Below are 24,041 nucleotides of genomic sequence, written 5' to 3' on the forward strand. Positions count from 1 at the left end.
CGCTGCCATGCAAGCCGAATTGATTGTCGATGCCCGCAATGCGGTCGGTGAAAGCCCGGTGTGGGTTCCCGAGGAAAACGCCCTGTACTGGGTCGATATTCCGACCGGTGGATTACAACGCTGGAATGCCGACAGCGGGCACGTTCACGCCTGGAAAGCCCCGCAAACGCTCGCCTGTATCGCTCGTCACAGCGCGGGAGGCTGGGTCGCCGGCATGGAAAGCGGATTTTTTCACCTGCACCCGCACAACGATGGCAACCTCGACAGCGAACGGCTGGCCCATGTCGATCACGCCCGTCCTGACATGCGCCTGAACGATGGCCGCTGTGATCGTCAGGGCCGTTTCTGGGCCGGCAGCATGGTGCTGAACATGGGCGCCAACGCCGCCGACGGCAGGCTCTATCGCTATAGCGCCGGGCAACGCGGGCCGCTCGACGCCCCGCTCAGCGGTTTCATCGTGCCCAACGGCCTGGGCTTCAGCCCGGACGGCAAGACGATGTACCTCTCGGATTCGCACCCGAACGTGCAGCAGATCTGGGCCTTCGATTACGACATCGACAGTGGCACGCCGTCCAACCGTCGGCTGTTCGTCGACATGCATCAATTCCTTGGCCGCCCCGATGGCGCGGCGGTGGATGCCGAAGGTTGCTACTGGATCTGCGCCAACGACGCCGGGCTGATTCACCGTTTCACCCCCGATGGCCGACTGGATCGTTCCCTCCCCATGCCGGTGAAGAAACCGACCATGTGCGCCTTCGGCGGCAGCCAGCTCGACACGTTGTTTGTGACCTCGATCCGCCCCGCTGACGACCATGACGAACAGTCGCTGGCCGGCGGCGTCTTCGCCCTCAACCCCGGCGTCAAAGGCTTGCCGGAACCGGTGTTCAACGAATTGCTTTAACCCCTCTGCTGCATCGCTGTGCCTTGAATAAAAAAACAACAAGACTGGAGACACAACCCATGGACTTCAAACGCACCTTGCTCGCCGCCGCACTTCCCGTCACTGCAGCGCTCACCTTCACCCTCAGCAGCGCCGCCCAGGCGCTGGAAATCAAATTCGCCGACATCCACCCCGCCGGTTACCCGACCGTGGTCGCCGAGGAACAACTGGGCAAAACCCTGGTGGCTGACAGCAACGGCAAACTGACTTTCAAAATGTTCGCCGGCGGTGTGCTCGGTTCGGAAAAAGAAGTCATCGAACAGGCTCAGGTCGGGGCTATTCAGATGGCTCGGGTCAGTCTCGGCATCGTCGGGCCGGTGGTGCCGGACGTGAACGTGTTCAACATGCCGTTCGTGTTCCGCGACCAGGCGCACATGCGCAAAGTCATCGACGGTGAGGTCGGCGATGAGATCCTCGACAAGATCACCAACTCCGAATTCAATCTGGTCGCCCTGGCCTGGATGGACGGCGGCACGCGCAATATCTACACCAAAAAACCGGTACGCAGCCTCGCCGACCTCAAAGGCATGAAGATTCGCGTCCAAGGCAACCCGATGTTCATCGACACCATCAACGCCATGGGCGGCAACGGCATTGCCATGGACACTGGCGAGATCTTCAGTGCGTTGCAGACTGGGGTCATCGATGGCGCGGAAAACAACCCGCCAACCCTGCTCGAACACAACCACTACCAGAACGCCAAGTTCTACAGCCTGACCGGGCACCTGATCCTGCCCGAGCCGATCGTGATGTCGAAAATCACCTGGGAAAAACTCAGCCCCGACCAGCAAGTGCTGGTTAAAAAAGCCGCCAAAGCCGCACAGGCCCAGGAGCGCACGCTGTGGGATGCGAAGTCGGCCAGTAGTGAAGAAAAACTCAAGGCTGCCGGCGTCGAGTTCATCACCGTCGACAAAAAACCTTTCTATGAAGCCACGGCTTCGGTCCGGGAAAAATACGGCGCGCCTTACGCCGACCTGATCAAGCGCATCGAAGCCGTTCAGTAACCCTCCCTGCATTCATGAAAGGCCCGGCACCGTTGACGAATGAATCGTCAGCGGCGCCCGGTTACGGTGAAACCCGATGAAGAATCTGCTGCTGCGCATCAACGACAGGATTTACATGACCTGCATCTGGGTCGCCGGCCTGTCGGTCCTGACTATTTCCCTGATCATTCCCTGGGGCGTCTTCGCCCGTTACGTCCTCGGCACCGGTTCCAGTTGGCCGGAGCCCACCGCGATTTTGCTGATGATGGTCTTCACCTTTATCGGTGCCGCCGCCAGTTATCGCGCCGGTGCGCACATGGCCGTGGCCATGCTCACCGACCGCATGCAGCCGCAAATGCGCAAGACCATGAGCATTGTTTCGCAGCTGCTGATGGCGACCATTTGCCTGTTCATGGCCATCTGGGGCACCAAGCTCTGTCTATCCACCTGGAACCAGTTCATGAGCGCCTTGCCCACCCTGCGTGTGGGCATCACCTACATGCCGATCCCCGTGGGCGGTGTGCTGACGCTGATTTTCGTGCTGGAAAAGCTCTTGCTCGGTGACCAGAGCAACCGTCGGGTCGTGCGTTTCGACCTGGTTGAAGAAAGCGAAGGTGCCGCATAAATGGACGCTCTGATTCTGCTCGGCAGTTTTATCGCTTTGATCCTGATCGGCATGCCGGTCGCCTACGCCCTGGGGCTTTCTGCCCTGATCGGTGCGTGGTGGATCGACATCCCGTTCCAGGCGCTGATGATTCAGGTCGCCGGTGGCGTTAACAAATTCTCGTTGCTGGCAATTCCGTTCTTCGTGCTCGCTGGCGCGATCATGGCCGAGGGCGGCATGTCCCGGCGATTGGTGGCTTTTGCCGGGGTGCTGGTGGGGTTCGTGCGCGGCGGGTTGTCGCTGGTGAACATCATGGCCTCGACCTTCTTCGGCGCGATTTCCGGCTCTTCGGTGGCGGACACGGCGTCGGTCGGTTCGGTGCTGATTCCGGAAATGGAGCGTCGCGGCTACCCGCGGGATTTCTCCACCGCGGTGACGGTCAGCGGTTCGGTGCAAGCCCTGCTGACGCCGCCCAGCCATAACTCGGTGCTGTACTCGCTGGCCGCTGGCGGTACCGTTTCGATCGCTTCGCTGTTCATGGCCGGCGTGGTGCCGGGGCTGTTGATGAGCGCGTGCCTGATGGTGCTGTGCCTGATCTTCGCCAGAAAGCGCAACTACCCCAAGGGCGAAGTCATCCCCATGCGGCAAGCGCTGAAAATCTGCGGTGAAGCGATGTGGGGCATGATGGCGATGGTCATCATTCTCGGCGGCATTCTCTCGGGCATTTTCACCGCCACCGAATCGGCGGCGATCGCGGTGTTGTGGTCGTTCTTCGTCACCATGTTCATCTACCGCGACTACAAGTGGAATGAGCTGCCCAAGTTGATGCACCGCACGGTGCGCACCATCTCGATCGTGATGATTCTGATCGGTTTCGCCGCCAGCTTCGGCTACATCATGACGCTGATGCAGATTCCGGCGAAGATCACCACGATGTTCCTGACCCTGTCGGACAACCGTTACGTGATCCTGATGTGCATCAACGTGATGCTGCTGTTGCTCGGCACGGTGATGGACATGGCACCGCTGATCCTGATCCTCACGCCGATTCTGATGCCGGTGATTCTGGGCATTGGCGTGGACCCGGTGCAGTTCGGCATGATCATGCTGGTGAACCTGGGGATCGGCTTGATCACACCGCCGGTGGGCGCGGTGCTGTTTGTCGGCTCCGCGGTGGGCAAGGTCAGCATCGAAAGCACCGTGAAAGCGCTGCTGCCGTTCTATGGCGTGCTGTTTCTGGTGCTGATGGCCGTGACCTACATTCCCGCCATTTCGCTGTGGTTGCCGCATTTGGTGTTGTGACCTCAAAAGATCGCAGCCTTCGGCAGCTCCTACAGGATTTGTGTTCGTCCGATATTTCACGGGTGTACGCGATTCCCAATGTAGGAGCTGCCGCAGACTGCGATCTTTTCACTATCGTCCGATATAACCTCAGGCAAGATCAGGCGCGCACCAACATGTACACCGCAACGATCAGACAAACGCTGGCAAAGCCCACCTGCAGCCCTCTGGCCGGCACCCGCGCGCAGAGTTTTCGACCGAGGATCATTCCGACGATGCTGGCGACAATGAACGATACGCCCAAACCATCGATCCGCACCCCGGCGCTGAACGCACCGATCACCCCGATCGCCGAGATCAGGCTGATCACCATCAACGACGTGGCGACGATCCCGCGCATTTGCACATCAGTCAGTTGCTTGAACGCCGGCACAATCAGAAAGCCGCCACCCACCCCGAGCAGCCCCGAGACCACACCGGTCACCGCGCCGAGTGCCGCGAGGGTCGCGGTGCATTTGGCGGTCCAGGAAAAACGCCCGGTCTGCTGATCGAGCATGCAGTTTTTCTGGCCCCAGTTGGCATGCCCGTGATCGCTGGGGCCATCGTCGGGCTTTTCCCGGCGCAGCATCCGCCAGGCCACCATGACCATCAGCAGACTGAACAGGATCATCAGGATCTTTTCCGGCAACTGATGCGCGAAGTAGATGCCCACTGGCGAAAACACCGCGCCCAGCAGTGCAATCAACAACGCCGCGCGATAGCGCACCAGACCATGACGCAAACCGTCGATAGCGCCGACGGCTGCCGCACTGCCTACCGCGAACAAGGCGACGGGCGCCGCTTGGGTCATGGTCAACCCCAACCCCAGCACCAGGGCCGGCACCGCAAGAATACCGCCACCGGCACCGGTCAAACCCAGCACCAATCCCATGACCACGCCGAAAAAACTGGCCAACAACATAAAACACTCGTCATCCGCGAAGAAAAGCCGGGATCGCCCGGTATCGATTGAGTGACAGGATAGAGCCCGCACAGCTTTTTTCATCAATTGAATTAATACGGGTCTGGCCAACGCAGGGAAAATGAAACTACCCTCAAGACTTATCCAAAAAGAAACGGCCACCATGCCCGCCTTGATTGAAGCCTTCCTCGACCCCGCCTCATCGACCTACAGTTACGTGATCTACGAACACGACGACGGGCATTGCGCGATTGTCGATCCGGTGCTGGATTACGACCCCGCCGCCGGGCGTACCGCGACCGTTCAGGCCGACAAAATCATCGCCTTCGTGCGCGAGCATCAGTTGCAGGTGCAATGGCTGCTGGAAACCCATGCCCATGCCGATCACCTGTCCGCAGCGCCCTATCTGCGTCGGGAACTGGGGGGCAAGATTGCGATTGGTCAGTCGATCAGCAAGGTTCAGGGGGTATTCAAGACGCTGTTTAATCTCGAACCGGAATTTAGCGTCGATGGTTCACAGTTCGATCACCTGTTTGCGCCAGACGAGTCATTCCGGATCGGCAACCTCAAGGCCACGGCCCTGCATGTGCCCGGGCATACCCCGGCGGACATGGCGTATTTGATCGACGGCGATGTGATTCTGGTGGGCGATACGTTGTTCATGCCGGACGTCGGCACCGCGCGTTGCGACTTCCCCGGCGGCAATGCCAACCAGATGTTTGCCTCGATCCACCAACTGTTGGCCTTCCCTGCCAGCGTTCGCCTTTACGTCTGCCACGATTACCCCCCGGCCGGCCGCGCCCCGCAATGCCAGAGCACGGTTGGCGAGCAGCGCAAAAGCAATATTCATATTCACGATGGCATTGATGAGGCTGCTTTCGTCGCCATGCGCACCCGGCGCGACGCCGGGTTGGGTATGCCGACGTTGTTGTTGCCGGCGATTCAGGTGAATGTGCGGGCGGGGAATTTTCCGCCGGCGGAAGAGAATGGCGTGAGTTACCTGAAGATTCCCCTGAATCAACTCTGACCGTCGATCGTTCCCACGCTCCGCGTGGGAATGCCGCCAGGGACGCTCCGCGTTCCGCTTGCGGATGTGACGCAGAGCGTCACGGGATGCATTCCCACGCGGAGCGTGGGAACGATCATCAAACGGGGGTTTCTTCAATTGGCCAACGTCAACCCATTCGCCGGCAACGGCAGCGCCGTCTTATACCTCACCTGCTTGAGCGCAAAGCTCGAACGGATGTTCGCCACCCCCGGCACTTTGGTCAGGAAGTCCATCATGAAGCGCTCCAGCGACTGAATGGTCGGCACCAGCACGCGGATCAGATAGTCCGGGTCGCCGGCCATCAAATAGCACTCCATCACTTCGGGGCGATCGGAGATCGCCTCTTCGAAATGCTGCAACGCCTCCTCCACCTGTTTCTCCAGGCTGACGTGAATGAACACATTCACATGCAGCCCCAGCAGGTCGGCATCCAGCAGGGTCACTTGCTCACGAATCAGCCCTAATTCTTCCATCGCCTTGACCCGATTGAAGCATGGCGTCGGCGACAGGTTCACCGAGCGCGCGAGGTCGGCGTTGGTGATGCGCGCGTTCTCCTGAAGGCTGTTGAGAATGCCGATATCGGTACGGTCCAGTTTGCGCATGAGACAAAACCACCTGTTTTTTATGTTTATGCAGAATTTTTATCCTCAAATGATCTCGAGCGCAACGAAACAGAGAGAAATATTCTTCTTGGGCCGGCCTATGATTGTTGTAGGACAAGAATTCTTTTACCGAAGAATGACTGCCAGCTCACTACAAGAAATTCACAAGATCGAGCGTAGAAGCCATGAACCAAGCGTACGAACCGCTGCGCCTGCACGTTCCCGAACCTTCGGGCCGCCCCGGCTGCAAAACCGACTTCTCCTACCTGCATCTGACTGACGCAGGCTTGGTGCGCAAACCCCCAATCGACGTTGAACCGGCCGACACGGCTGATCTGGCCAAAGGCCTGATTCGCGTGCTCGACGACCAGGGCAATGCCCTCGGTCCATGGGCCGAAGGCGTGCCAGTCGAGATTCTGCGTAAAGGCATGCGCGCCATGCTCAAGACGCGGATTTTCGACAACCGCATGGTGGTCGCCCAGCGTCAGAAAAAAATGTCGTTCTACATGCAAAGCCTTGGCGAAGAAGCCATCGGCAGCGCCCAGGCCCTGGCCTTGAACATCGACGACATGTGCTTCCCCACCTACCGTCAACAAAGCATCCTCATGGCCCGCGAAGTGCCGCTGGTCGACCTGATCTGCCAACTGCTGTCCAACGAGCGCGATCCGCTCAAGGGCCGTCAGTTGCCGATCATGTACTCAGTCAAAGACGCTGGTTTCTTCACCATTTCCGGCAACCTCGCCACTCAATTCGTCCAGGGCGTTGGCTGGGGCATGGCCTCGGCGATCAAGGGCGACACCAAAATCGCCTCGGCCTGGATCGGCGACGGCGCCACCGCTGAATCGGACTTCCACACCGCCCTCACCTTCGCCCACGTCTACCGTGCGCCGGTGATTCTCAACGTGGTCAACAACCAGTGGGCGATCTCGACGTTCCAGGCGATTGCCGGTGGTGAGGCCACTACCTTTGCCGGACGCGGCGTCGGTTGCGGCATCGCCTCTTTGCGAGTCGATGGCAACGATTTTGTCGCGGTTTATGCTGCCTCTGCCTGGGCCGCCGAACGTGCGCGCCGCAACCTCGGCCCGACCATGATCGAATGGGTCACCTACCGCGCCGGCCCGCACTCAACCTCCGATGACCCTTCCAAATACCGTCCTGCCGACGACTGGAGCCACTTCCCGTTGGGCGACCCGATTGCGCGCCTCAAGCAGCACCTGATCAAAATCGGTCAGTGGTCCGAAGAGGAACACGTCGCGGTCAGTGCCGAACTGGAAGCCGAAGTGATCGCCGCGCAAAAAGAAGCCGAGCAGTACGGCACCCTCGCCGGCGGCCAGATTCCGAGCGCCGCGACCATGTTCGAAGACGTCTACAAAGAGATGCCGGAGCACTTGAAGCGCCAGCGTCAAGAGTTGGGGATCTGACATGAACGATCACAACAATAAAATCGAGTTGGAAACCGCCATGACCACGACCACCATGACCATGATCCAGGCCCTGCGCTCGGCCATGGATGTGATGCTTGAGCGTGACGACAACGTCGTGGTGTTCGGCCAGGACGTGGGCTACTTCGGCGGCGTGTTCCGTTGCACCGAAGGGCTGCAGAACAAGTACGGCACCTCCCGCGTATTCGACGCTCCGATCTCCGAAAGCGGCATCGTTGGCGTCGCCGTGGGCATGGGTGCTTACGGTTTGCGGCCGGTGGCGGAGATCCAGTTCGCCGATTACGTTTACCCGGCGTCGGACCAGATCATTTCCGAAGCGGCACGCCTGCGCTATCGCTCGGCTGGCGAGTTCACCGCGCCGATGACCCTGCGCATGCCTTGCGGCGGCGGCATCTACGGCGGCCAGACCCACAGCCAGAGCATCGAGGCGATGTTCACCCAGGTCTGCGGTTTGCGCACGGTCATGCCGTCCAACCCTTATGACGCCAAAGGCCTGCTGATCGCCTCCATCGAAAACGATGACCCGGTGATCTTTCTTGAGCCAAAACGCCTGTACAACGGCCCGTTCGACGGCCACCACGACCGCCCGGTAACCCCGTGGTCGAAACACCCCGCCGCGCAAGTGCCGGACGGTTACTACACCGTGCCGCTGGACGTCGCCGCCATCGCTCGTCCGGGCAAGGACGTGACCATCCTGACCTACGGCACCACGGTTTATGTGTCGCAAGTCGCCGCTGAAGAAACCGGCGTCGACGCCGAGGTCATCGACCTGCGCAGCCTGTGGCCGCTGGACCTGGAAACCATCGTCAAGTCGGTGAAGAAAACCGGCCGTTGTGTGATCGTTCACGAAGCGACCCGCACTTGCGGTTTCGGCGCCGAACTGGTCGCCCTGGTGCAAGAGCACTGCTTCCACTACCTGGAAGCGCCGATCGAACGCGTCACCGGTTGGGACACTCCCTACCCGCACGCGCAAGAGTGGGCGTATTTCCCTGGTCCGTCCCGTGTGGGCGCGGCTTTGCATCGGGTTATGGAGGTCTGAATGGGCACGCACGTTATCAAGATGCCGGACATTGGCGAAGGCATTGCAGAAGTTGAACTGTCTCAGTGGCACGTCAAGGTCGGCGACATGGTCGTCGAGGATCAGGTGCTGGCCGATGTCATGACCGACAAGGCGATGGTCGACATCCCTTCGCCGGTGCATGGCAAGGTGCTTGCGCTTGGCGGACAGCCAGGTGAAGTCATGGCGGTCGGCAGTGTGCTGATCAGCATCGAAGTCGAAGGCGCGGGCAACGTTAAAGAGTCGGCTCAGCCAGTAGCGGTTAAAGAAGCACCCGTTGCAGCGCCGAAAGTTGCAGCCGTTGTTGAAAACAAACCGGTTGCGGCTCCTCGTCCGGCCGCCGCGTGCCAAGGCCCGATGGTTGCCCGCGAGGCCGATGAGCGCCCGCTGGCCTCCCCGGCCGTGCGCAAACATGCGCTGGACCTCGGCATTCAATTGCGTCTGGTGCGTGGCAGCGGCCCTGCCGGCCGGGTGTTGCACGAAGATCTCGAAGCCTATTTGGCGCAGGGTCATTCAAACGCCTCGGCACCTGCCTCTGCCGCTTACGCCCTGCGCAATGACGAAGAGCAGATCCCGGTGATCGGCATGCGCCGCAAGATCGCCCAGCGCATGCAAGACGCCACCCAGCGCGCTGCCCACTTCAGCTACGTCGAAGAAATCGACGTCACTGCCGTGGAACAACTGCGCGCACACCTGAACGAAAAACACGGCGCGACCCGCGGCAAGCTGACTTTGCTGCCGTTCCTGGTCCGCGCGTTGGTCGTGGCCCTGCGCGACTTCCCGCAGATCAACGCCCGTTACGATGACGAAGCGCAAGTCATCACCCGTCTTGGCGCGGTGCATGTGGGCGTCGCCACCCAAGCCGACATCGGTTTGATGGTGCCAGTGGTGCGTCACGCCGAAACCCGCAGCCTGTGGGACAGCGCCGCGGAAATCTCGCGTCTGGCCACCGCCGCGCGCACTGGCAAGGCCAGTCGTGACGAGCTGTCCGGCTCGACCATCACCCTGACCAGCCTCGGCGCCTTGGGCGGCATCGTCAGCACGCCGGTGCTGAATCTGCCGGAAGTGGCGATCGTCGGCGTGAACAAAATCGTCGAACGGCCGATGGTCGTCAAAGGCCAGATCGTGATCCGCAAGATGATGAACCTCTCCAGCTCCTTCGATCACCGCGTGGTCGATGGCATGGACGCGGCGCAATTCATCCAGGCCATTCGTGGCTTGCTCGAACAACCCGCCACCCTGTTTGTGGAGTAAGTCATGCAGACCCTCAATACCACGCTACTGATCATCGGCGGCGGCCCTGGCGGCTATGTGACGGCTATCCGTGCCGGCCAACTGGGCATTTCGACCATTCTGGTGGAAGGCGAATCGTTGGGCGGCACCTGCCTGAACATCGGCTGCATTCCGTCGAAGGCTTTGATCCACGTCGCCGAACAGTTCCACCAGACGCAACACCACAGCCAACACTCGGCGCTGGGCATCAGCGTGTCGGCACCGACCCTGGACATCAGCAAAAGCGTCGAGTGGAAGGACGGCATCGTTGATCGCCTGACTACCGGCGTCTCGGCATTGCTGAAGAAGCACAAGGTCGAGGTCATTCAAGGCTGGGCCAAGGTGATCGACGGCAAGACTGTCGAAGTCGGCGACACGCGTATTCAGTGCGAGCACCTGGTGCTGGCCACCGGTTCGAAAAGCGTGAACCTGCCGATGCTACCGATTGGCGGGCCGATCATCTCCTCCACCGAAGCCCTGGCGCCGACGTCCGTGCCGAAACGGCTGGTCGTGGTTGGTGGCGGCTACATTGGTCTGGAGCTGGGGATTGCCTATCGCAAACTCGGCGCCGAGGTCAGTGTGGTCGAGGCGCAGGACCGAATTCTACCGGCCTATGACGCCGAACTGACCCATCCGGTACACGAAGCGCTCAAGCAACTCGGCGTGAAGCTTTACTTGAAGCACAGCGTTGAAGGCTTTGATTCACAAGGCAATACCTTGCGAGTTCGTGATCCGAATGGCGATACCCTGAACCTGGAAACCGATCAGGTACTGGTGGCCGTCGGTCGCAAACCCAACACTCAAGGCTGGAACCTCGAAGCCTTGAACCTGGACATGAACGGTTCGGCGATCAAGATCGACAACCGTTGCCAGACCAGCATGCGCAATGTGTACGCCATCGGCGACTTGAGCGGCGAACCGATGCTCGCCCACCGGGCCATGGCCCAGGGGGAAATGGTTGCCGAACTGATCAGCGGTAAACACCGCGAATTCAACCCGACCGCCATCGCCGCCGTGTGCTTCACCGACCCGGAACTGGTAGTAGTCGGCAAGACCCCGGACGAGGCCAAGGCTGCGGGGCTGGACTGCATCGTTTCCAGCTTCCCGTTCGCCGCCAATGGCCGGGCGATGACGCTGGAGTCGAAAAGCGGCTTCGTTCGTGTTGTAGCGCGGCGGGACAACCATGTGATTGTGGGCTGGCAAGCGGTGGGTGTAGGTGTTTCAGAGTTGTCGACGGCGTTCGGTCAAAGCCTGGAAATGGGCGCCCGACTGGAAGACATCGCCGGCACCATCCACGCGCATCCGACGCTCGGCGAAGCGGTGCAGGAAGCGGCGTTGCGTGCCTTGGGCCACGCTTTGCACCTCTAAGGGCACACGGAAAAACCTGTAGCAGCTGACGAGCACCGCGAGGCAGCGTTCGGCGACGAAGTCGTCGTAATCCGGCCGACGCGTTCAGTCTGAAAGACCGCGATGGCAGATTTTGCGACGGCTGCGCCGCCGAACGCTGCCTCGCGCTGCTCGACAGCTGCTACATCGGGTGCATCGATAGTCGCAGAGATCGCATTCCGGGCTGCGAAATGGGCCCGGAATGAAGTATTGTTGTCCCCATCCAGAAAAATGTCAGAAGCCTTGAACCGTTTCGGCGGTTGTTAAGTGATAGAGGGTGTCATGGGTAACGAAAGCATCAATTGGGACAAGCTGGGTTTTGACTACATCAAGACAGACAAGCGCTATCTGTCGCACTGGCGTAATGGCGAGTGGGACAAAGGCACCCTGACCGAAGATAACGTGCTGCACATCAGCGAAGGCTCCACTGCCCTTCACTATGGCCAGCAATGCTTCGAAGGCCTGAAGGCCTACCGTTGCAAGGACGGTTCGATCAACCTGTTCCGCCCGGACCAGAACGCCGCACGCATGCAACGCAGCTGCGCTCGCCTGCTGATGCCGCAGGTGTCCACCGAGCAGTTCATCGAAGCGTGCAAGGACGTGGTGCGCGCCAACGAGCGTTTCATCCCGCCTTACGGCACTGGCGGCGCGCTGTACCTGCGTCCGTTCGTGATCGGCGTGGGTGACAACATCGGCGTGCGTACCGCGCCCGAGTTCATCTTCTCGATCTTCTGCATCCCGGTCGGCGCCTATTTCAAAGGCGGTCTGACCCCGCACAACTTCCTGATCTCCAGCTACGATCGTGCCGCCCCACAAGGCACCGGCGCTGCCAAGGTCGGTGGCAACTACGCCGCCAGCCTGATGCCGGGCTCCCAGGCCAAGAAGGCGCACTTCGCAGACGCCATCTATCTGGACCCGCTGACCCACACCAAAATCGAAGAAGTCGGCTCGGCCAACTTCTTCGGGATCACCCACGACAACAAGTTCGTCACCCCGAATTCCCCTTCGGTGTTGCCGGGCATCACTCGTCTGTCGTTGATCGAACTGGCCAAAACCCGTCTGGGCCTGGAAGTGGTCGAAGGTGATGTGCTCATCGACAAGCTGTCCGACTTCAAGGAAGCCGGTGCTTGCGGCACTGCCGCAGTGATCACGCCAATCGGCGGCATCAGCTACAACGATAAACTGCACGTGTTCCACAGCGAAACCGAAGTCGGCCCGATCACCCAGAAGCTCTACAAAGAGCTGACCGGTGTACAGACCGGCGACGTCGAAGCGCCAGCAGGCTGGATCGTCAAGGTTTGACGCGACTGTCCGTTTGAACACAAAAGCCCGGCCATCACGTTGAAGGCCGGGCTTTTTGTCGTCCGCGTATCGTGGAAAAGGTCACTAGACTTGCCACGTGCAACAGCCATCAACAGGTACCATCAAAACCATGGGAAAACTCTGGCGAAAGTATCTGGCCTTGCTGGACACTGACTTCACCACGCAAGTGTTCGACAACATCAAGAACTTGCTAGTGTGCGCCCTGCTGTTTGCGGCGGGCAGCAACGCATTGCACAGCGATCATTCTCTGTTTCTGGGATTGCTCGCTTCAAGCCTCACAGGTTGGGGGTTGATTGCAGTGTCAGGCATATTGATGTTGCTCAGTGTCAGTGATGGCCTGCGTCGACTGTCCAGGTTGCCGTATCACACAGCGTTTCAAATCATCCTGTTTCTGATTTATCTGATTCTGGCCTTGCGAGTGGTGGAAATCGTCTGGGCTTTCAGGGCGTAGCGGTCACAGCACGAGGTGTTTGCCAGCGCAACTCATCCTGAGCAATCCGGGCAAACAACCATTCCACAAACACCCGTGTCTGAGCCGTCACGTCCGGCGCCACACCGTAAATAACGCGGCAACGGCACACGCAACTCGGGCAACGGACAGATCAGCTGTCCACTCAACAGATGGGTGCCCAGCAAAGAGGTCGGGCACAAGGCTATGCCCTGTCCCTCCATGGCGGCCTGAAGCACCAGGTGCATGTGATCAAACTGTCGGGTGACCTGAGTGGCTGACAGACTTTGACCAAAGTGCATCGCCCAATGGTGCCAGTCTTCGCGACGTGCCTTGGCGGTCAGTAATGTGTGGCTGCTCAGCGAAGTGACGCAATGAAATCCGCCAGCCTGGGTGTCAGCCAAAGCACAGCAAAGGACGGACGTACATTAATCCTCACGGTAGGCAGCGCGGCATGTTGCTTGAGTGCAGCGGCGGCGCTGGCGATCTGTGACAGCCCGGCGCTGACCTGCTCATAAAAACGCTGACCGGCCGGCGTCAGCACCGATTGACGGATGCGCCGTTCGAACAGCAGCACGCCCAGGTATTCCTCAAGCAATTTGATGTGGCGGCTTACAGCACTGTGGCTGACATGCAGCTCTTCGGCCGCCAGCCTGAAGCTCTGATGACGAGCAGCCACGGCGAAGGCGCGAACAGCATTAAGCGGCGGTAGTTGATTTTTCATGCGTCTAATTTAGTTTGTACGGCGTACTGGTGATTCTGGTGCATGGCAGCTATGCCTTGCTCGCCAATGCCGCCAAAGGCTGGTTGTCGAGCCCGAAGGGTTCCTGGCTGGCGGCGAAAGTCTCGGGCGTGACCTTCGCTGGTTTTGGCGTGCTCATGGCTTCGTCAAGTCGCTAAGCCACAGGACTGGCGATCGCGCGACGTCTGTTCTCGGTGGCCGCTGGTGTTGTCGTCACCTGAACCGGCAATTCAACGGCGAACCGGCTACTGAGCTCCTTGCGTCCCACCGCCGTTAGCGCCAGCGCCCGACTGTCCAGATCCTGCGTCACCCATTTGCGTTTGATCGCCGTTTGCAGCAACGCCGCGCCCAAGGCGCCGCCCAGGTGCGGCCGACGCATGCTCCAGTCCAGGCACGGGCAGGCGAAGCGGCGGCGCAAGGTGCTCAGGTCTTTGACGTCGATTCCCAGTCCTTCGAACAACGCTTCACCGCTGGAGCTCAGCCGATAAGCCTGCTCATCGGTTTCCAGCAACCACCCCGCTTCGATCATCCGGTCATGCAGCAACACCGCCAACGTGCCGGCCATGTGGTCGTAGCAGGTGCGGGCGAATTGCAGTCGATCCGGAGTGCGCGGGTTGAACGTCGGCGCCGCGTTCTGGCCGATCACCATCAGTGCTTCGAGGGCCTGGGCCACGCGTTTGCCCGCGAGGCTGTAATAGCGGTGGCGACCCTGAACGTGCAAACGCACCAGCGCCAGTTCCTTGAGCTTGGCCAAGTGAGCACTGGCGGTCGAGGCGCTGACTTCGGCAACCGCCGCCAGTTCGGTGCTGGTGCGGGCGTGGCCGTCCATCAGCGAACAGAGGATTTTCGTCCGGGCCGGCTCGGCAATCGCTGCGGCCACTTGAGAGACGCCGATGTCGTGTTGTTCTGCGTTCATATTTCGCTCCCGGACGAATCGTCGTCTTTTCGAGAGGGAGATAGTAGCAACACTTTCCCGACCGACAAGGCTGCGACCCATGAACCCGATCATCGCTGCGACTCATGCCGATCCCTACCCCTATTACGCACAACTGCGCGCCGAAGGCGGACTGGTTTTTCATCAAGGACTGAAATTGTGGGTGGCCAGCAGCGCCCGAGCCGTTGCCGCCGTGCTGGCGCATCCGCACTGCCATGTCCGGCCATCCCATGAGCCGGTGCCCAAGGCAATTGCTCAAGGCATGGCCGGCAAGGTGTTCGGTCAGTTGATACGGATGAATGAAGGCGAACGGCAGCGTTGCCCGAGGGCGGCGATTGAGCCGGGGCTGGCGTTGATTGACGTGAACGAGGTCAATGCGTTGGTCGGCGCTCGGTTGATCACCCCGGGCGCCGACGGGTTGTACGCGGCAATGTTTCGCGGGCCAGTCTGCGTGGTGGCGGCGTTGCTGGGGTTTTCTCCGGCTCAGGGCCGGGCCATCAGCGAGCTGACCGCCGATTTCGTCGCCTGCCTGTCGCCCCTCAGCGATCAAGCGCAACTGGATGCCGCCCACGTCGCGGCGGAACAGCTGAAGGGTTATGTCATCGAGCTTCAGGACGACCCGAGCAATCGAAGCGCCCTGCTCGCCGGTATCCGGCAGCGTTTCGCGGTGACATCGACCGATTCTGAAATCTTGATCGCCAATCTGATCGGCCTGTTCTCCCAGACCTTTGAAGCTACTGCCGGGTTGATCGGCAATGCGCTACTGGCGTTGATTCGAAATCCACAGTTGGATTCGGCTCAAGTAGATGACCTGATCGCTGAAGTCCAGCGCTTCGACCCGTCGGTGCAAAACACCCGTCGCTTCGTCGCTGCGCCGTGTGAAATCGACGGCGTGCCGCTGAACCCCGGCGATGTCATCCTGGTGCTGCTGGCCTCGGCCAATCGCGATCCGCAGCTCAATGACGATCCCGATACTTTCCTGCTCGACCGCCCGAACCGTCGCAGCTTCACTTTCGGCGCGGGCCGTCATCAATGTCCGGGACAGGTGCTGGCGCTAAGCATTGCCAGCGCCACGCTGACTGAGATCCTGAAGATGAAACCTGCTTTGGACCCTTTGGCCTGGCACTACCGCCCTTCCCTGAATGGGCGCATTCCGCTCTTTGCCTGAAACATACCTCAAGCGTGGCGATGCTCGACCGTCAGGTGAGACAACTCATGAACCGGCGCCAAACGCTCGCGAATGGCGTCGGCATTGACACTCGCAGCAGCCACGACGCTGACGATCGCCGCCCGCGCCTGAGGGCCAACCTGCCAGACGTGAAGGTCACTGATGCGAACATCGTCCGTCGATTCGAGCAGCTCACGAATTTCGGCGGCGACGTGCTCATCGGTGGTATCCAGCAACACCGCGGCGCTATCGCGCATCAAGCCATAAGCCCATCGCGCGATCACGATGGCGCCGACGATCCCCATCACCGGGTCCAGCCAGACCCAGCCCAAGTAACGCCCGGCCAACAATGCCACGATGGCCAGCACCGAGGTCAACGCATCGGCCAGTACATGGAAATACGCCGAACGCAGGTTGTTGTCGTGATGATGAGCGTGGGCATGACTGTGATTGTGGTGCTCATGGCCATGATGCCCATGATTGCCCGATAGCAGAAACGCACTGACGATATTCACCGCCAGCCCGATCACCGCAATCACCGTCGCTTCGGTGAAGGCCACGGTGGTCGGTTGAAACAGTCGCGCGATGGATTCGCCGGCGATACCGATCGACACCAGGCCCAGCACTATGGCTGAAGCAAAACCCGCCAAGTCCCCAACCTTGCCGGTACCAAAACTGAAGCGCGAATTGTTGGCATGCCGCCTGGCAAAACCGTAGGCCGCCGCGGCAATGCCCAAGGCCACGACGTGGGTCGCCATATGAAACCCGTCCGCCAGCAGCGCCATGGAACCGGTGATGTAACCGGCGGCAATCTCGCCGATCATCATAACGAAGGTCAGCGCCACCACCCACAACGTGCGGCGGGCATTGTCATCGTGGGCAGCCCCCAGAAACAGGTGGTCGTGGGTAAAACGCGAAGCCGCAGGTGTCAGCGTCATGGTTCGGGCCTCTATTTGGAGTAACGGCGGATGGCTTGCAGCAAGTCTTCAACGCCTTCGGCGCGGGCTTCATCGCTGAGCCCGGGACGCGCCACATGCTCACGGGCGTGGGCGTCGATAAATTGATCCATCAAACCGTTGACCGCACCGCGAATCGCCGCGATCAGATGCAGGGTTTTGGCGCACTCGGCGTCGGACTCCAGCGCCCGCTCCACCGCCTGGACCTGGCCGGCAATGCGCCGGACGCGGTTGAGCAAGTCGTCTTTGTGTTCGTGGATGTGTGACATACGTATACCCCCTACCCCTATATGGCGTGCATGGTTACCGATGCAATTGGAGTTGGCAAGTCAGGTGGACCGAGTCATCGTTCATCGCGGGCAAGCCACGCTCCCACAAGTTCAGCGCAAACCCTGTGGGAGCGGGCTTGCTCGCGAAGGCAGTCTGACAAACAACGCATCATTTCTGGCATGCGCAATAGACCCGCATCGCAACACAATGCTGGGGGCAGCGTGCTAGGTGAACTGGCGATGAACCCGGCGCTGGACAACATCGATCCGCAGTAAATACACCGGCACCGATCGTTCCCACGCTCTGCGTGGGAATGCAGCCAGGGACGCTCCGCGTCCCAAAGAGCGGACGCAGAGCGTCCGGTGAGGCATTCCCACGCAGAGCGTGGGAACGATCAAAAACCCGCTCTCTCCTCACAGAGACAGCGGGTTTTGTCGTTTCAGCTTACACAACCATCAATCATCCCGCGTCAGCACTTCCAGCAATTCAATCTCGAAAATCAGATTCGAATTCGGCGTAATCGCGCCCATCGTCCGCTCGCCATAAGCCAGATGCGCTGGCACCAGCAGCTTGCGTTTGCCGCCAACCTGCATGCCCATGATTCCCTGATCCCAGCCCTTGATCACCCGCCCCGTGCCAATCACGCACTGAAAAGGTTTACCCCGGCTGTAGGAAGAATCGAATTCAGTGCCGTCTTCCAGCCAACCCCGATATTGAGTGGTGATCAGCGCGCCTTTGACAGCCGCTTTGCCATTGCCCACTTCAAGGTCGATTACCTGCAATTCATCATTCATTACATTCACTCTAGTGTGCTCTTGCCCGAACAAGCTTCATGGGCGCCGTTTTCCCAGAAATACAGACTGTTGGCAACCGTTTCAGTCTGTCTCCGGCGGTGGCCGTGAACTAAATCGACTGGACGAGCAGACGTTGAGTCATAGCCAGGTCGAATGACACGCTCAGTCGTTGCTTTGACCGAAAGGAATGCCGTTGAAGGTATGAGTGCAGCAATTGCAGTCAGGCGTCATTTGCTCAGCCGTCAGCTCAGGATTGACGATCCGCAGACGCCCCTGATCATCGACATACAAGCCACTGAAATAGCTCGACTCCCCCAGTCGCACCTGTTCCTGCCTTTCGCTTTCATGAAGGGCAACCATCCAGAAAACCGGTTCTGTTCGATCGAGGCGAGCCACCGCTTCGCTGAAAACCTCATCCCACTGTTCTCCAACGCGAGACAGCAGGAATCGGAATAACGGTGTGTAATCCAGGCCGTGCCGTCGGGTTCCATGCATCGATCCGCGTGACGATTCATTGTGGATTTCGGTTTTGGTGTGACGCTGATGCCGGTACTCACCCGAGTAATCATTCAGCCGAACACCCCTGGTACGAGTGTTGATCTTGCGGTAGAGGGGTTTCTTTTCCAACGAGTCGCTCCTGACATCCATTCAATCAAACACCCGATGCGTTTTACTTGAACGGTGGACAATATCAATCAGCCCGCCATGGCAAATTGTTTCAAACGACTTGAAGTGGCAGCAGCGTGATATCGGTGTATCAGCCAACAACGTTGTACCTTCATAGCTGACGCGTCTCGTCGCAGCCTTTATCCTATGCGCCCCCGCCGTATCGAGTTTCTGGAGTTTCGCCATGCCCCACGAAGGCAACCTGTTGCAAGCCGCTGTCGTCTTTTTATTCGCGGCGGTGCTCACCGTGCCCTTGGCCAAGCGCCTGCAATTGGGGGCTGTATTGGGTTATCTGTTTGCCGGGGTGATCATCGGGCCGTCGGTGCTGGGCTTGATCGGTAACCCACAAAGCGTCAGCCACATCTCCGAACTTGGGGTGGTGTTGTTGCTGTTCATCATCGGCCTTGAGCTGTCGCCGCGACGTTTGTGGGTGATGCGCAAGTCGGTGTTCGGCGTGGGCCTGGCGCAGGTGCTGCTGACCGGTTCGGTAATTGGTGTGCTGGCGTTGTTCGTCTTCGGCCAGTCCCTGAACAGTGCCATCGTGTTGGGCCTGGGGCTGGCGTTGTCGTCCACCGCGTTTGGTTTGCAAAGCCTGGCCGAGCGCAAGGAATTGACCAGCCCTCATGGGCGGTTGGCGTTCGCGATTTTGCTGTTCCAGGACATCGCCGCAATCCCGCTGATCGCGATGGTGCCGCTGCTGGCCGGCGGCGATCACACCACCAGTGCCGCCGAAGATCTGAACCATGGCTTGCGGGTGCTGGGGAGTATTGCGGTGGTGGTGATTGGCGGGCGTTATTTGCTGCGCCCGGTGTTTCGCGTGGTGGCCAAGACCGGCCTGCCGGAGGTGTCCACGGCCACTGCGTTGCTGGTGGTGATTGGTACGGCGTGGCTGATGGACCTGGTCGGCGTGTCCATGGCACTTGGCGCATTCCTCGCTGGTTTGCTGCTGGCGGATTCCGAATACCGTCACGAACTGGAAGCGCAGATCGAACCGTTCAAAGGCCTGCTGCTGGGGCTGTTTTTCATCAGCGTCGGCATGGGCGCCAATCTGAGTTTGTTGCTCAGTGCGCCGATTGCGGTGCTCGGGCTGACCGTGCTGCTGATCGCGATCAAGCTGCCGTTGCTGTTTGTGGTCGGCCGACTAGCCGGGGGGCTGGGCAAGGTCAATGCGATTCGCTTGGGCATCGTGCTGGCGGCCGGTGGTGAGTTTGCCTTTGTGGTGTTCAAGATCGGCCGGGATCAGGGCTTGTTCGAGCCGCGCCTGTACGACTTGCTGGTGTTGACCATCACCCTGTCGATGGCGCTGACGCCGCTGTTGTTGCTGGCCTGCGCACGACTGGTCAAACCCAAGGTTCAACCGGTGGAGGTGCCGGAGAAGTTTCGCGAAATCGACACCGACACACCGCGCGTGGTGATCGCCGGCATGGGGCGTATGGGGCAGATCGTGGCGCGGATTCTGCGGGCGCAAAACATCAAATTCGTCGCCCTCGACACGTCGGTGGAAACCATCGAACTGTCCCGCAGCTTTGGCGGCGTGCCAGTGTTTTACGGCGACCCGATGCGCCCGGAAATCCTCAGCGCGGCCAAGGTCGAACAAGCGGAATTTTTCGTGATCGCCACCGATGATCCGGAGACCAACATCAAGACGGCCGAGGTGGTGCACAAGCTTTATCCGCACATCAAAATCATCGCCCGCGCCCGTAACCGTCAGCATGTGCACCGGTTGGTGGATGTCGGGGCTCAGGCGGTGCGGGAAACCTATTACTCCAGCCTGGAAATGACCCGGCGGACGTTGGTTGGACTGGGTCTGACGCAGGCCCAGGCGGATGCGCGGATCAAGCGGTTTACCCATCATGATGAGCAGGTGCTGGAAGCTCAACATGCGGTGTATGACGATGCGGCCAAGGTGATGCAAACGGCGCAGGAAGCGCGGGCGGAATTGGCGAAACTGTTTGAGTCGGATCAGTTGGAAGAGCAAGCGGGTAAGGTTTGAACCGGATCGTTCCCACGCTCTGCGTGGGAATGCCGCCATGGACGCTCTGCGTCCGCTCTTGAAATGTGACGCAGAGCGTCACGGGATGCATTCCCACGCAGAGCGTGGGAACGATCACTTGGCAAGGAACCCACAATGGCTGACCAAACCTCCCCCGCCCTGAAGGAAATCTTCAACGCCGAACGCCTCGCGCACATCGCCACCGAGATGACCGCGGTCTATCCCGCTTTCGATGCCAAGGCCTTCCTGAAACTGGCCAAAACCGGTCTGGCGGAGTTGTCAGTCATGCAACGCATGGCCCGCGTCAGCGAATGCCTGCACGCGGTATTGCCACTCGGTTATGAAGAATCCCTCGACGTCCTACGCGCCCTCGCCCCGCGCCTGAACAGCGCCTTCGTCAGCATGTTTTTGCCCCATTACGTCGCGACCTACGGCGCTCACACGTTCGATCTATCGATGAATGCGCTCAAATATTTCACGGCCTTCGGCTCATCGGAATTCGCGATTCGGCACTTTCTGCGCAGCGATATCGAACGCTCGTTGGCGCTGATGCACGACTGGTCGCTGGATGAAAACCAACACGTCCGGCGCCTGGCCAGCGAAGGCAGCCGACCACGTTTGCCATGGTCGTTCCGCCTGGAGCCGGTTCAGGCCGACCCGACACTGGCGGCTGCGATCCTCGACAACCTCAAGGCCGACGACAGCCTCTACGTGCGCAAATCCGTGGCCAACCACCTCAACGACATCACCAAGGATCATCCTGAATGGGTGCTGGATCTGATCGAGGGTTGGTCACTGGAAAACAAGCACACAGCGTGGATCGCCAGACACGCCCTGCGCAGTTTGATCAAACAGGGTAACCAGCGGGCGCTGGCAATCATTGGCGCGGGTGGCAAGCCTGAGGTTGAAATCGTTGGGGTGAAGGTCGAACCGGCGGTGATTCGTCTGGGGGAGAAAATCACCCTGTCCTTCACGGTGAAATCCACAGTCCCGGAGAGTCAGCGACTGGTGATCGACTACGCGATTGACTATGTCAAAGCCAACGGCAGCACATCGGCGAAGGTGTTCAAGCTCAAGGCGATGACACTGCCCGGCAAGGCCACCGAATCCATCGTACGTAGCCAGCACATCAAAGAACTCACCACCCGAAAGCATTACCTTGGCCTGCACGCCGTGCACGTTCTGGTCAATGGCGAACGGCTGGCCAGCACGGCGTTCGAAATCCTCGCCTGAGCACCACAGCCTTCGCTTGAAATACGGTCCCTGTAGGAGCGAGGCGTGCCCGCGAAGGCGTCAGGTCTGGCACACCGCGTTATCGTTCTTCGCGGGCAAGCCTCGCTCCTACAAGGGAATGCTAAGGCGTATTAATGTGATCCAGAACCCGATTCGCCGTGATCTCCGCCACCATGATGCTATTCGAAATGCCCAGCAGGGCATGACGCGACTCCCCCTCTAGATGATCGACCAACTGATGGACCATCACATCGACCGAGGCCAGCGTCTCGACCAAAAAAACTGCCAGGGTTTCGGTAGTCGCCTCTGGGTCCACGGCAAACAGCTTGCTGGGTTTACGCGCGGTGGCTTTGATGTCGGCATTCGACGGGAAGTGGAAGTCGAGGGCGCGTTTGGCGGCCTCGTTGAGTTCTTTTGAATCGGGTTCATACGGGGATATCGGATCGGTGTCCGGCGGATTGGGCGTAGGTTTGATCATGAAGAAACTCCTGATTGTTCATTAGGAGCTACCCGCATCACTTGCAGATGATGGGTGGCAGCTCTGTGCGGGTCTGCAAGACCGGGAAACCAGGAACCCGGCAGATCCGAAGATCTCCCGCACAAAGCCGCCATTTCGCGGACATAAACGAGCGTCCTTTGGCTGGGCTATGCGACTGGTATTCCGGCGGGCTTGCAGACCCGATCACTGATGAGCAGTGACAGGAATCAAGTTACCGAGCGGGCCCTAGACGCACAAGCCGGCGGATTCTGTCTTACGTGTAGGGGGTGGCGCAAGGCGTTGTAGCCCTTAGGTGGTAACGGCAAGCTTCATTTAAACGCTCGCGATTTTTCTTGTTTAAACGTGCCCCCTGTAGGAGCGAGGCTTGCCCGCGAAGACCGATAACGCGGTGTGTCAGACTTGACGCCTTCGCGGGCAAGCCTCGCTCCTACAAAGGAATGGAGCCTTGCAGCAGATCCCGCTCGCGCTCACACAACTCCACCACGTAATCCCACAACACCCGCAGCCGCACGGACTTGTGCAACTCGCGCCGTGTGCTGATCCAATAACTGCGCTGGATGCTTTCATCCGGCAGCAACGGCACCAAGTCCGGATCGGCGCTGGCCATGTAGCACGGCAGCACGGCGATCCCCAGGCCCGAGCGCGCGGCCTGTTGCTGGGCGATGACGCTGGTGCTGTGAAAGACCACCTGAGGGTTGCGGCAGAAGCTGTTGAGGAACATCAGTTCCTGGCTGAACAGCAAGTCGTCAACGTAACCGATCCATGCATGGCGACCGAGGTCTTCGCGGCTGCGCAGTGGTGGCGAGCGGTCCAGGTAGGCCTGGCTGGCGTAGAGCGCCAGTCGGTAATCGGTGAGTTTGCGGGTGACCAGCATGTCGGCGGCCGGGCGCTCCAGGTGAATGCTGATTTCCGCTTCGCGGTTGAGGATGCTGACGAAGCGCGGCACCGCCACCAGTTCCACCTCCAATCCCGGATAGCGTTCGAACAGCCCGTTCATGCGGCTGGCGAGGAACATGATGCCCAGCCCCTCCGTCACCCCGACGCGGATCTTGCCCAGCGGCGCGGATGACTGGGTGATTTCTTCCTGAGCCAGCAGCGCGACATTTTCCATGGCCTCGGCGTGTTTGAGCAGCGCTTCGCCGGCCGGGGTCAGTTCATAGCCTTGGGCATGCTGGACGAACAGCGCGGTGCCGAGGCTTTTTTCGATGGCTTCGATGTGCCGGGCCACGGTGGCGTGGGTGGTGTTCAAACGGCGAGCGGCGGTGAGCAAGCGGCCGCTGCGCTGCAATTCGAGAAAAAACCGCAGGTCATTCCAGTCGAACATGAACCCTCCTTGTCGTTATGCCGTGTGAATGATGCTGTCTAAAAACGCACAGCAGCTGCGCAAAAACTAACATTCTTTTAACGAAAGCTAACAACTAGGATGACCGACAACAAGA

General features: G+C 59.8%; 23 protein-coding genes and 2 pseudogenes. 15 read left to right on the top strand and 10 right to left on the bottom strand.

The features are described 5' to 3' along the window. The first annotated feature begins 7 nt into the window (after nucleotides 1-7). The 4 genes from NHU87_RS01555 (at nucleotide 8) to NHU87_RS01570 (ending at nucleotide 3,829) form a co-directional block, all read left to right on the top strand. Nucleotides 8-901: an SMP-30/gluconolactonase/LRE family protein gene (locus NHU87_RS01555; RefSeq protein WP_253544958.1), complete on the top strand. Its 894-nt coding sequence runs from the start codon at nucleotides 8-10 to the stop codon at nucleotides 899-901. Between the two features lie 59 nt (nucleotides 902-960). Next, nucleotides 961-1,944, top strand: coding sequence for a TRAP transporter substrate-binding protein (locus NHU87_RS01560; protein WP_253544960.1), 984 nt, complete (start codon nucleotides 961-963; stop codon nucleotides 1,942-1,944). A gap of 76 nt (nucleotides 1,945-2,020) precedes the next feature. Beyond that, on the top strand, nucleotides 2,021-2,548 hold the full coding sequence (locus tag NHU87_RS01565) for a TRAP transporter small permease (RefSeq protein WP_253544962.1): 528 nt from the start codon (nucleotides 2,021-2,023) through the stop codon (nucleotides 2,546-2,548). Then, a complete protein-coding gene (locus NHU87_RS01570; RefSeq protein ID WP_253544964.1) occupies nucleotides 2,549-3,829 on the top strand; it encodes a TRAP transporter large permease in 1,281 nt (426 codons plus the stop codon). A gap of 139 nt (nucleotides 3,830-3,968) precedes the next feature. On the opposite strand, the gene NHU87_RS01575 is transcribed toward NHU87_RS01570, so the two are convergent. Beyond that, a complete protein-coding gene (locus NHU87_RS01575; protein ID WP_253544966.1) occupies nucleotides 3,969-4,769 on the bottom strand; it encodes a sulfite exporter TauE/SafE family protein in 801 nt (266 codons plus the stop codon). A 163-nt stretch (nucleotides 4,770-4,932) separates the two neighbouring features. Between NHU87_RS01575 and NHU87_RS01580 the strand changes: the two genes are divergently transcribed. Beyond that, on the top strand, nucleotides 4,933-5,796 hold the full coding sequence (locus NHU87_RS01580; protein ID WP_253544968.1) for an MBL fold metallo-hydrolase: 864 nt from the start codon (nucleotides 4,933-4,935) through the stop codon (nucleotides 5,794-5,796). A gap of 134 nt (nucleotides 5,797-5,930) precedes the next feature. Here NHU87_RS01580 and bkdR read toward each other — a convergent pair whose 3' ends face one another. Then, entirely contained in the window at nucleotides 5,931-6,419 is a 489-nt protein-coding gene (bkdR, locus tag NHU87_RS01585; RefSeq protein ID WP_017339472.1) for a Bkd operon transcriptional regulator BkdR, read from the bottom strand. Between the two features lie 185 nt (nucleotides 6,420-6,604). Here bkdR and NHU87_RS01590 point away from each other — a divergent pair, with 185 nt between their 5' ends. The 6 genes from NHU87_RS01590 (at nucleotide 6,605) to NHU87_RS01615 (ending at nucleotide 13,350) form a co-directional block, all read left to right on the top strand. Beyond that, nucleotides 6,605-7,840 carry a 3-methyl-2-oxobutanoate dehydrogenase (2-methylpropanoyl-transferring) subunit alpha gene (locus NHU87_RS01590; RefSeq protein ID WP_008005369.1) on the top strand — a complete coding sequence of 412 codons (1,236 nt, stop codon included), beginning with the start codon at nucleotides 6,605-6,607 and terminating at the stop codon, nucleotides 7,838-7,840. A gap of 1 nt (nucleotide 7,841) precedes the next feature. Beyond that, nucleotides 7,842-8,900: an alpha-ketoacid dehydrogenase subunit beta gene (locus NHU87_RS01595; RefSeq protein ID WP_253544970.1), complete on the top strand. Its 1,059-nt coding sequence runs from the start codon at nucleotides 7,842-7,844 to the stop codon at nucleotides 8,898-8,900. Then, nucleotides 8,901-10,172, top strand: coding sequence for a dihydrolipoamide acetyltransferase family protein (locus NHU87_RS01600; protein ID WP_253544972.1), 1,272 nt, complete (start codon nucleotides 8,901-8,903; stop codon nucleotides 10,170-10,172). It begins immediately after the preceding gene. A gap of 3 nt (nucleotides 10,173-10,175) precedes the next feature. Continuing rightward, nucleotides 10,176-11,558, top strand: coding sequence for a dihydrolipoyl dehydrogenase (gene lpdA, locus NHU87_RS01605; RefSeq protein WP_253544975.1), 1,383 nt, complete (start codon nucleotides 10,176-10,178; stop codon nucleotides 11,556-11,558). A 300-nt stretch (nucleotides 11,559-11,858) separates the two neighbouring features. Then, nucleotides 11,859-12,878, top strand: a complete 1,020-nt coding sequence (locus NHU87_RS01610) for a branched-chain amino acid aminotransferase (protein WP_237884550.1) — start codon at nucleotides 11,859-11,861, stop codon at nucleotides 12,876-12,878. A 130-nt stretch (nucleotides 12,879-13,008) separates the two neighbouring features. Further along, nucleotides 13,009-13,350 (top strand): hypothetical protein, encoded by a 342-nt coding sequence (locus NHU87_RS01615; RefSeq protein WP_253544977.1) that lies wholly within the window; start codon nucleotides 13,009-13,011, stop codon nucleotides 13,348-13,350. Here the strand turns inward: NHU87_RS01615 and NHU87_RS28400 are convergent. Beyond that, nucleotides 13,340-14,071: pseudogene (locus NHU87_RS28400) on the bottom strand (LysR family transcriptional regulator). The gene NHU87_RS01615 and the pseudogene NHU87_RS28400 overlap by 11 nt on opposite strands. A 17-nt stretch (nucleotides 14,072-14,088) precedes the next feature. Between NHU87_RS28400 and NHU87_RS01630 the strand changes: the two are divergent. Next, a pseudogene (locus NHU87_RS01630) lies at nucleotides 14,089-14,247 on the top strand (LysE family translocator); the annotation flags it as partial. Here the strand turns inward: NHU87_RS01630 and NHU87_RS01635 are convergent. Then, nucleotides 14,244-15,005: an ArsR/SmtB family transcription factor gene (locus tag NHU87_RS01635; RefSeq protein WP_253544981.1), complete on the bottom strand. Its 762-nt coding sequence runs from the start codon at nucleotides 15,003-15,005 to the stop codon at nucleotides 14,244-14,246. The pseudogene NHU87_RS01630 and the gene NHU87_RS01635 overlap by 4 nt on opposite strands. A gap of 79 nt (nucleotides 15,006-15,084) precedes the next feature. Here NHU87_RS01635 and NHU87_RS01640 point away from each other — a divergent pair, with 79 nt between their 5' ends. Continuing rightward, nucleotides 15,085-16,191: a cytochrome P450 gene (locus NHU87_RS01640; RefSeq protein WP_253544983.1), complete on the top strand. Its 1,107-nt coding sequence runs from the start codon at nucleotides 15,085-15,087 to the stop codon at nucleotides 16,189-16,191. A gap of 8 nt (nucleotides 16,192-16,199) precedes the next feature. Here the strand turns inward: NHU87_RS01640 and dmeF are convergent, their stop codons facing one another. The 4 genes from dmeF to NHU87_RS01660 all read right to left on the bottom strand — a co-directional run bounded on the left by dmeF (nucleotide 16,200) and on the right by NHU87_RS01660 (nucleotide 18,838). After that, nucleotides 16,200-17,129 carry a CDF family Co(II)/Ni(II) efflux transporter DmeF gene (gene dmeF / locus NHU87_RS01645; RefSeq protein ID WP_253544985.1) on the bottom strand — a complete coding sequence of 310 codons (930 nt, stop codon included), beginning with the start codon at nucleotides 17,127-17,129 and terminating at the stop codon, nucleotides 16,200-16,202. A gap of 11 nt (nucleotides 17,130-17,140) precedes the next feature. Then, nucleotides 17,141-17,416 (bottom strand): metal/formaldehyde-sensitive transcriptional repressor, encoded by a 276-nt coding sequence (locus tag NHU87_RS01650; protein ID WP_028940239.1) that lies wholly within the window; start codon nucleotides 17,414-17,416, stop codon nucleotides 17,141-17,143. 456 nt (nucleotides 17,417-17,872) lie between these two features. Further along, the gene (locus NHU87_RS01655) at nucleotides 17,873-18,211 is read right to left on the bottom strand and encodes an FKBP-type peptidyl-prolyl cis-trans isomerase (protein WP_030129388.1); all 339 of its coding nucleotides are present in this window, start codon (nucleotides 18,209-18,211) and stop codon (nucleotides 17,873-17,875) included. 162 nt (nucleotides 18,212-18,373) lie between these two features. Then, a complete protein-coding gene (locus NHU87_RS01660) occupies nucleotides 18,374-18,838 on the bottom strand; it encodes a hypothetical protein (RefSeq protein WP_253544987.1) in 465 nt (154 codons plus the stop codon). A 223-nt stretch (nucleotides 18,839-19,061) separates the two neighbouring features. Here NHU87_RS01660 and NHU87_RS01665 point away from each other — a divergent pair, with 223 nt between their 5' ends. Both NHU87_RS01665 and NHU87_RS01670 read left to right on the top strand, forming a co-directional pair. Further along, complete coding sequence (locus NHU87_RS01665) at nucleotides 19,062-20,870, top strand: monovalent cation:proton antiporter-2 (CPA2) family protein (protein ID WP_253544989.1); 1,809 nt, start codon at nucleotides 19,062-19,064, stop codon at nucleotides 20,868-20,870. A gap of 135 nt (nucleotides 20,871-21,005) precedes the next feature. After that, nucleotides 21,006-22,103 (top strand): DNA alkylation repair protein, encoded by a 1,098-nt coding sequence (locus NHU87_RS01670; RefSeq protein WP_253544991.1) that lies wholly within the window; start codon nucleotides 21,006-21,008, stop codon nucleotides 22,101-22,103. Between the two features lie 121 nt (nucleotides 22,104-22,224). On the opposite strand, the gene NHU87_RS01675 is transcribed toward NHU87_RS01670, so the two are convergent. Together NHU87_RS01675 and NHU87_RS01680 are read right to left on the bottom strand one after the other, a co-directional pair. Then, nucleotides 22,225-22,581 (bottom strand): DUF6124 family protein, encoded by a 357-nt coding sequence (locus NHU87_RS01675; protein WP_253544993.1) that lies wholly within the window; start codon nucleotides 22,579-22,581, stop codon nucleotides 22,225-22,227. Nucleotides 22,582-23,029: 448 nt separating this feature from the next. After that, nucleotides 23,030-23,926: a LysR family transcriptional regulator gene (locus tag NHU87_RS01680; RefSeq protein WP_253544995.1), complete on the bottom strand. Its 897-nt coding sequence runs from the start codon at nucleotides 23,924-23,926 to the stop codon at nucleotides 23,030-23,032. Nucleotides 23,927-24,041: the final 115 nt, after the last annotated feature.

It is taken from the genome of Pseudomonas mandelii (assembly GCF_024138395.1).
In the GTDB taxonomy this organism is placed as follows: Bacteria; Pseudomonadota; Gammaproteobacteria; order Pseudomonadales; family Pseudomonadaceae; genus Aquipseudomonas; species Aquipseudomonas mandelii_E.

Coding starts and splice junctions, on each gene's coding strand:
- NHU87_RS01565 (WP_253544962.1), top strand. CDS start 2,021: ATGAAGAATCTGCTGCTGCGCATCAACGACAGGATTTACATGACCTGC.
- NHU87_RS01600 (WP_253544972.1), top strand. CDS start 8,901: ATGGGCACGCACGTTATCAAGATGCCGGACATTGGCGAAGGCATTGCA.
- NHU87_RS01650 (WP_028940239.1), bottom strand. CDS start 17,416: ATGTCACACATCCACGAACACAAAGACGACTTGCTCAACCGCGTCCGG.
- NHU87_RS01595 (WP_253544970.1), top strand. CDS start 7,842: ATGAACGATCACAACAATAAAATCGAGTTGGAAACCGCCATGACCACG.
- NHU87_RS01590 (WP_008005369.1), top strand. CDS start 6,605: ATGAACCAAGCGTACGAACCGCTGCGCCTGCACGTTCCCGAACCTTCG.
- NHU87_RS01610 (WP_237884550.1), top strand. CDS start 11,859: ATGGGTAACGAAAGCATCAATTGGGACAAGCTGGGTTTTGACTACATC.
- dmeF (WP_253544985.1), bottom strand. CDS start 17,129: ATGACGCTGACACCTGCGGCTTCGCGTTTTACCCACGACCACCTGTTT.
- NHU87_RS01560 (WP_253544960.1), top strand. CDS start 961: ATGGACTTCAAACGCACCTTGCTCGCCGCCGCACTTCCCGTCACTGCA.
- NHU87_RS01575 (WP_253544966.1), bottom strand. CDS start 4,769: ATGTTGTTGGCCAGTTTTTTCGGCGTGGTCATGGGATTGGTGCTGGGT.
- lpdA (WP_253544975.1), top strand. CDS start 10,176: ATGCAGACCCTCAATACCACGCTACTGATCATCGGCGGCGGCCCTGGC.
- NHU87_RS01640 (WP_253544983.1), top strand. CDS start 15,085: ATGAACCCGATCATCGCTGCGACTCATGCCGATCCCTACCCCTATTAC.
- NHU87_RS01555 (WP_253544958.1), top strand. CDS start 8: ATGCAAGCCGAATTGATTGTCGATGCCCGCAATGCGGTCGGTGAAAGC.
- NHU87_RS01665 (WP_253544989.1), top strand. CDS start 19,062: ATGCCCCACGAAGGCAACCTGTTGCAAGCCGCTGTCGTCTTTTTATTC.
- NHU87_RS01615 (WP_253544977.1), top strand. CDS start 13,009: ATGGGAAAACTCTGGCGAAAGTATCTGGCCTTGCTGGACACTGACTTC.
- NHU87_RS01675 (WP_253544993.1), bottom strand. CDS start 22,581: ATGATCAAACCTACGCCCAATCCGCCGGACACCGATCCGATATCCCCG.
- NHU87_RS01680 (WP_253544995.1), bottom strand. CDS start 23,926: ATGTTCGACTGGAATGACCTGCGGTTTTTTCTCGAATTGCAGCGCAGC.
- bkdR (WP_017339472.1), bottom strand. CDS start 6,419: ATGCGCAAACTGGACCGTACCGATATCGGCATTCTCAACAGCCTTCAG.
- NHU87_RS01580 (WP_253544968.1), top strand. CDS start 4,933: ATGCCCGCCTTGATTGAAGCCTTCCTCGACCCCGCCTCATCGACCTAC.
- NHU87_RS01570 (WP_253544964.1), top strand. CDS start 2,549: ATGGACGCTCTGATTCTGCTCGGCAGTTTTATCGCTTTGATCCTGATC.
- NHU87_RS01655 (WP_030129388.1), bottom strand. CDS start 18,211: ATGAATGATGAATTGCAGGTAATCGACCTTGAAGTGGGCAATGGCAAA.
- NHU87_RS01670 (WP_253544991.1), top strand. CDS start 21,006: ATGGCTGACCAAACCTCCCCCGCCCTGAAGGAAATCTTCAACGCCGAA.
- NHU87_RS01635 (WP_253544981.1), bottom strand. CDS start 15,005: ATGAACGCAGAACAACACGACATCGGCGTCTCTCAAGTGGCCGCAGCG.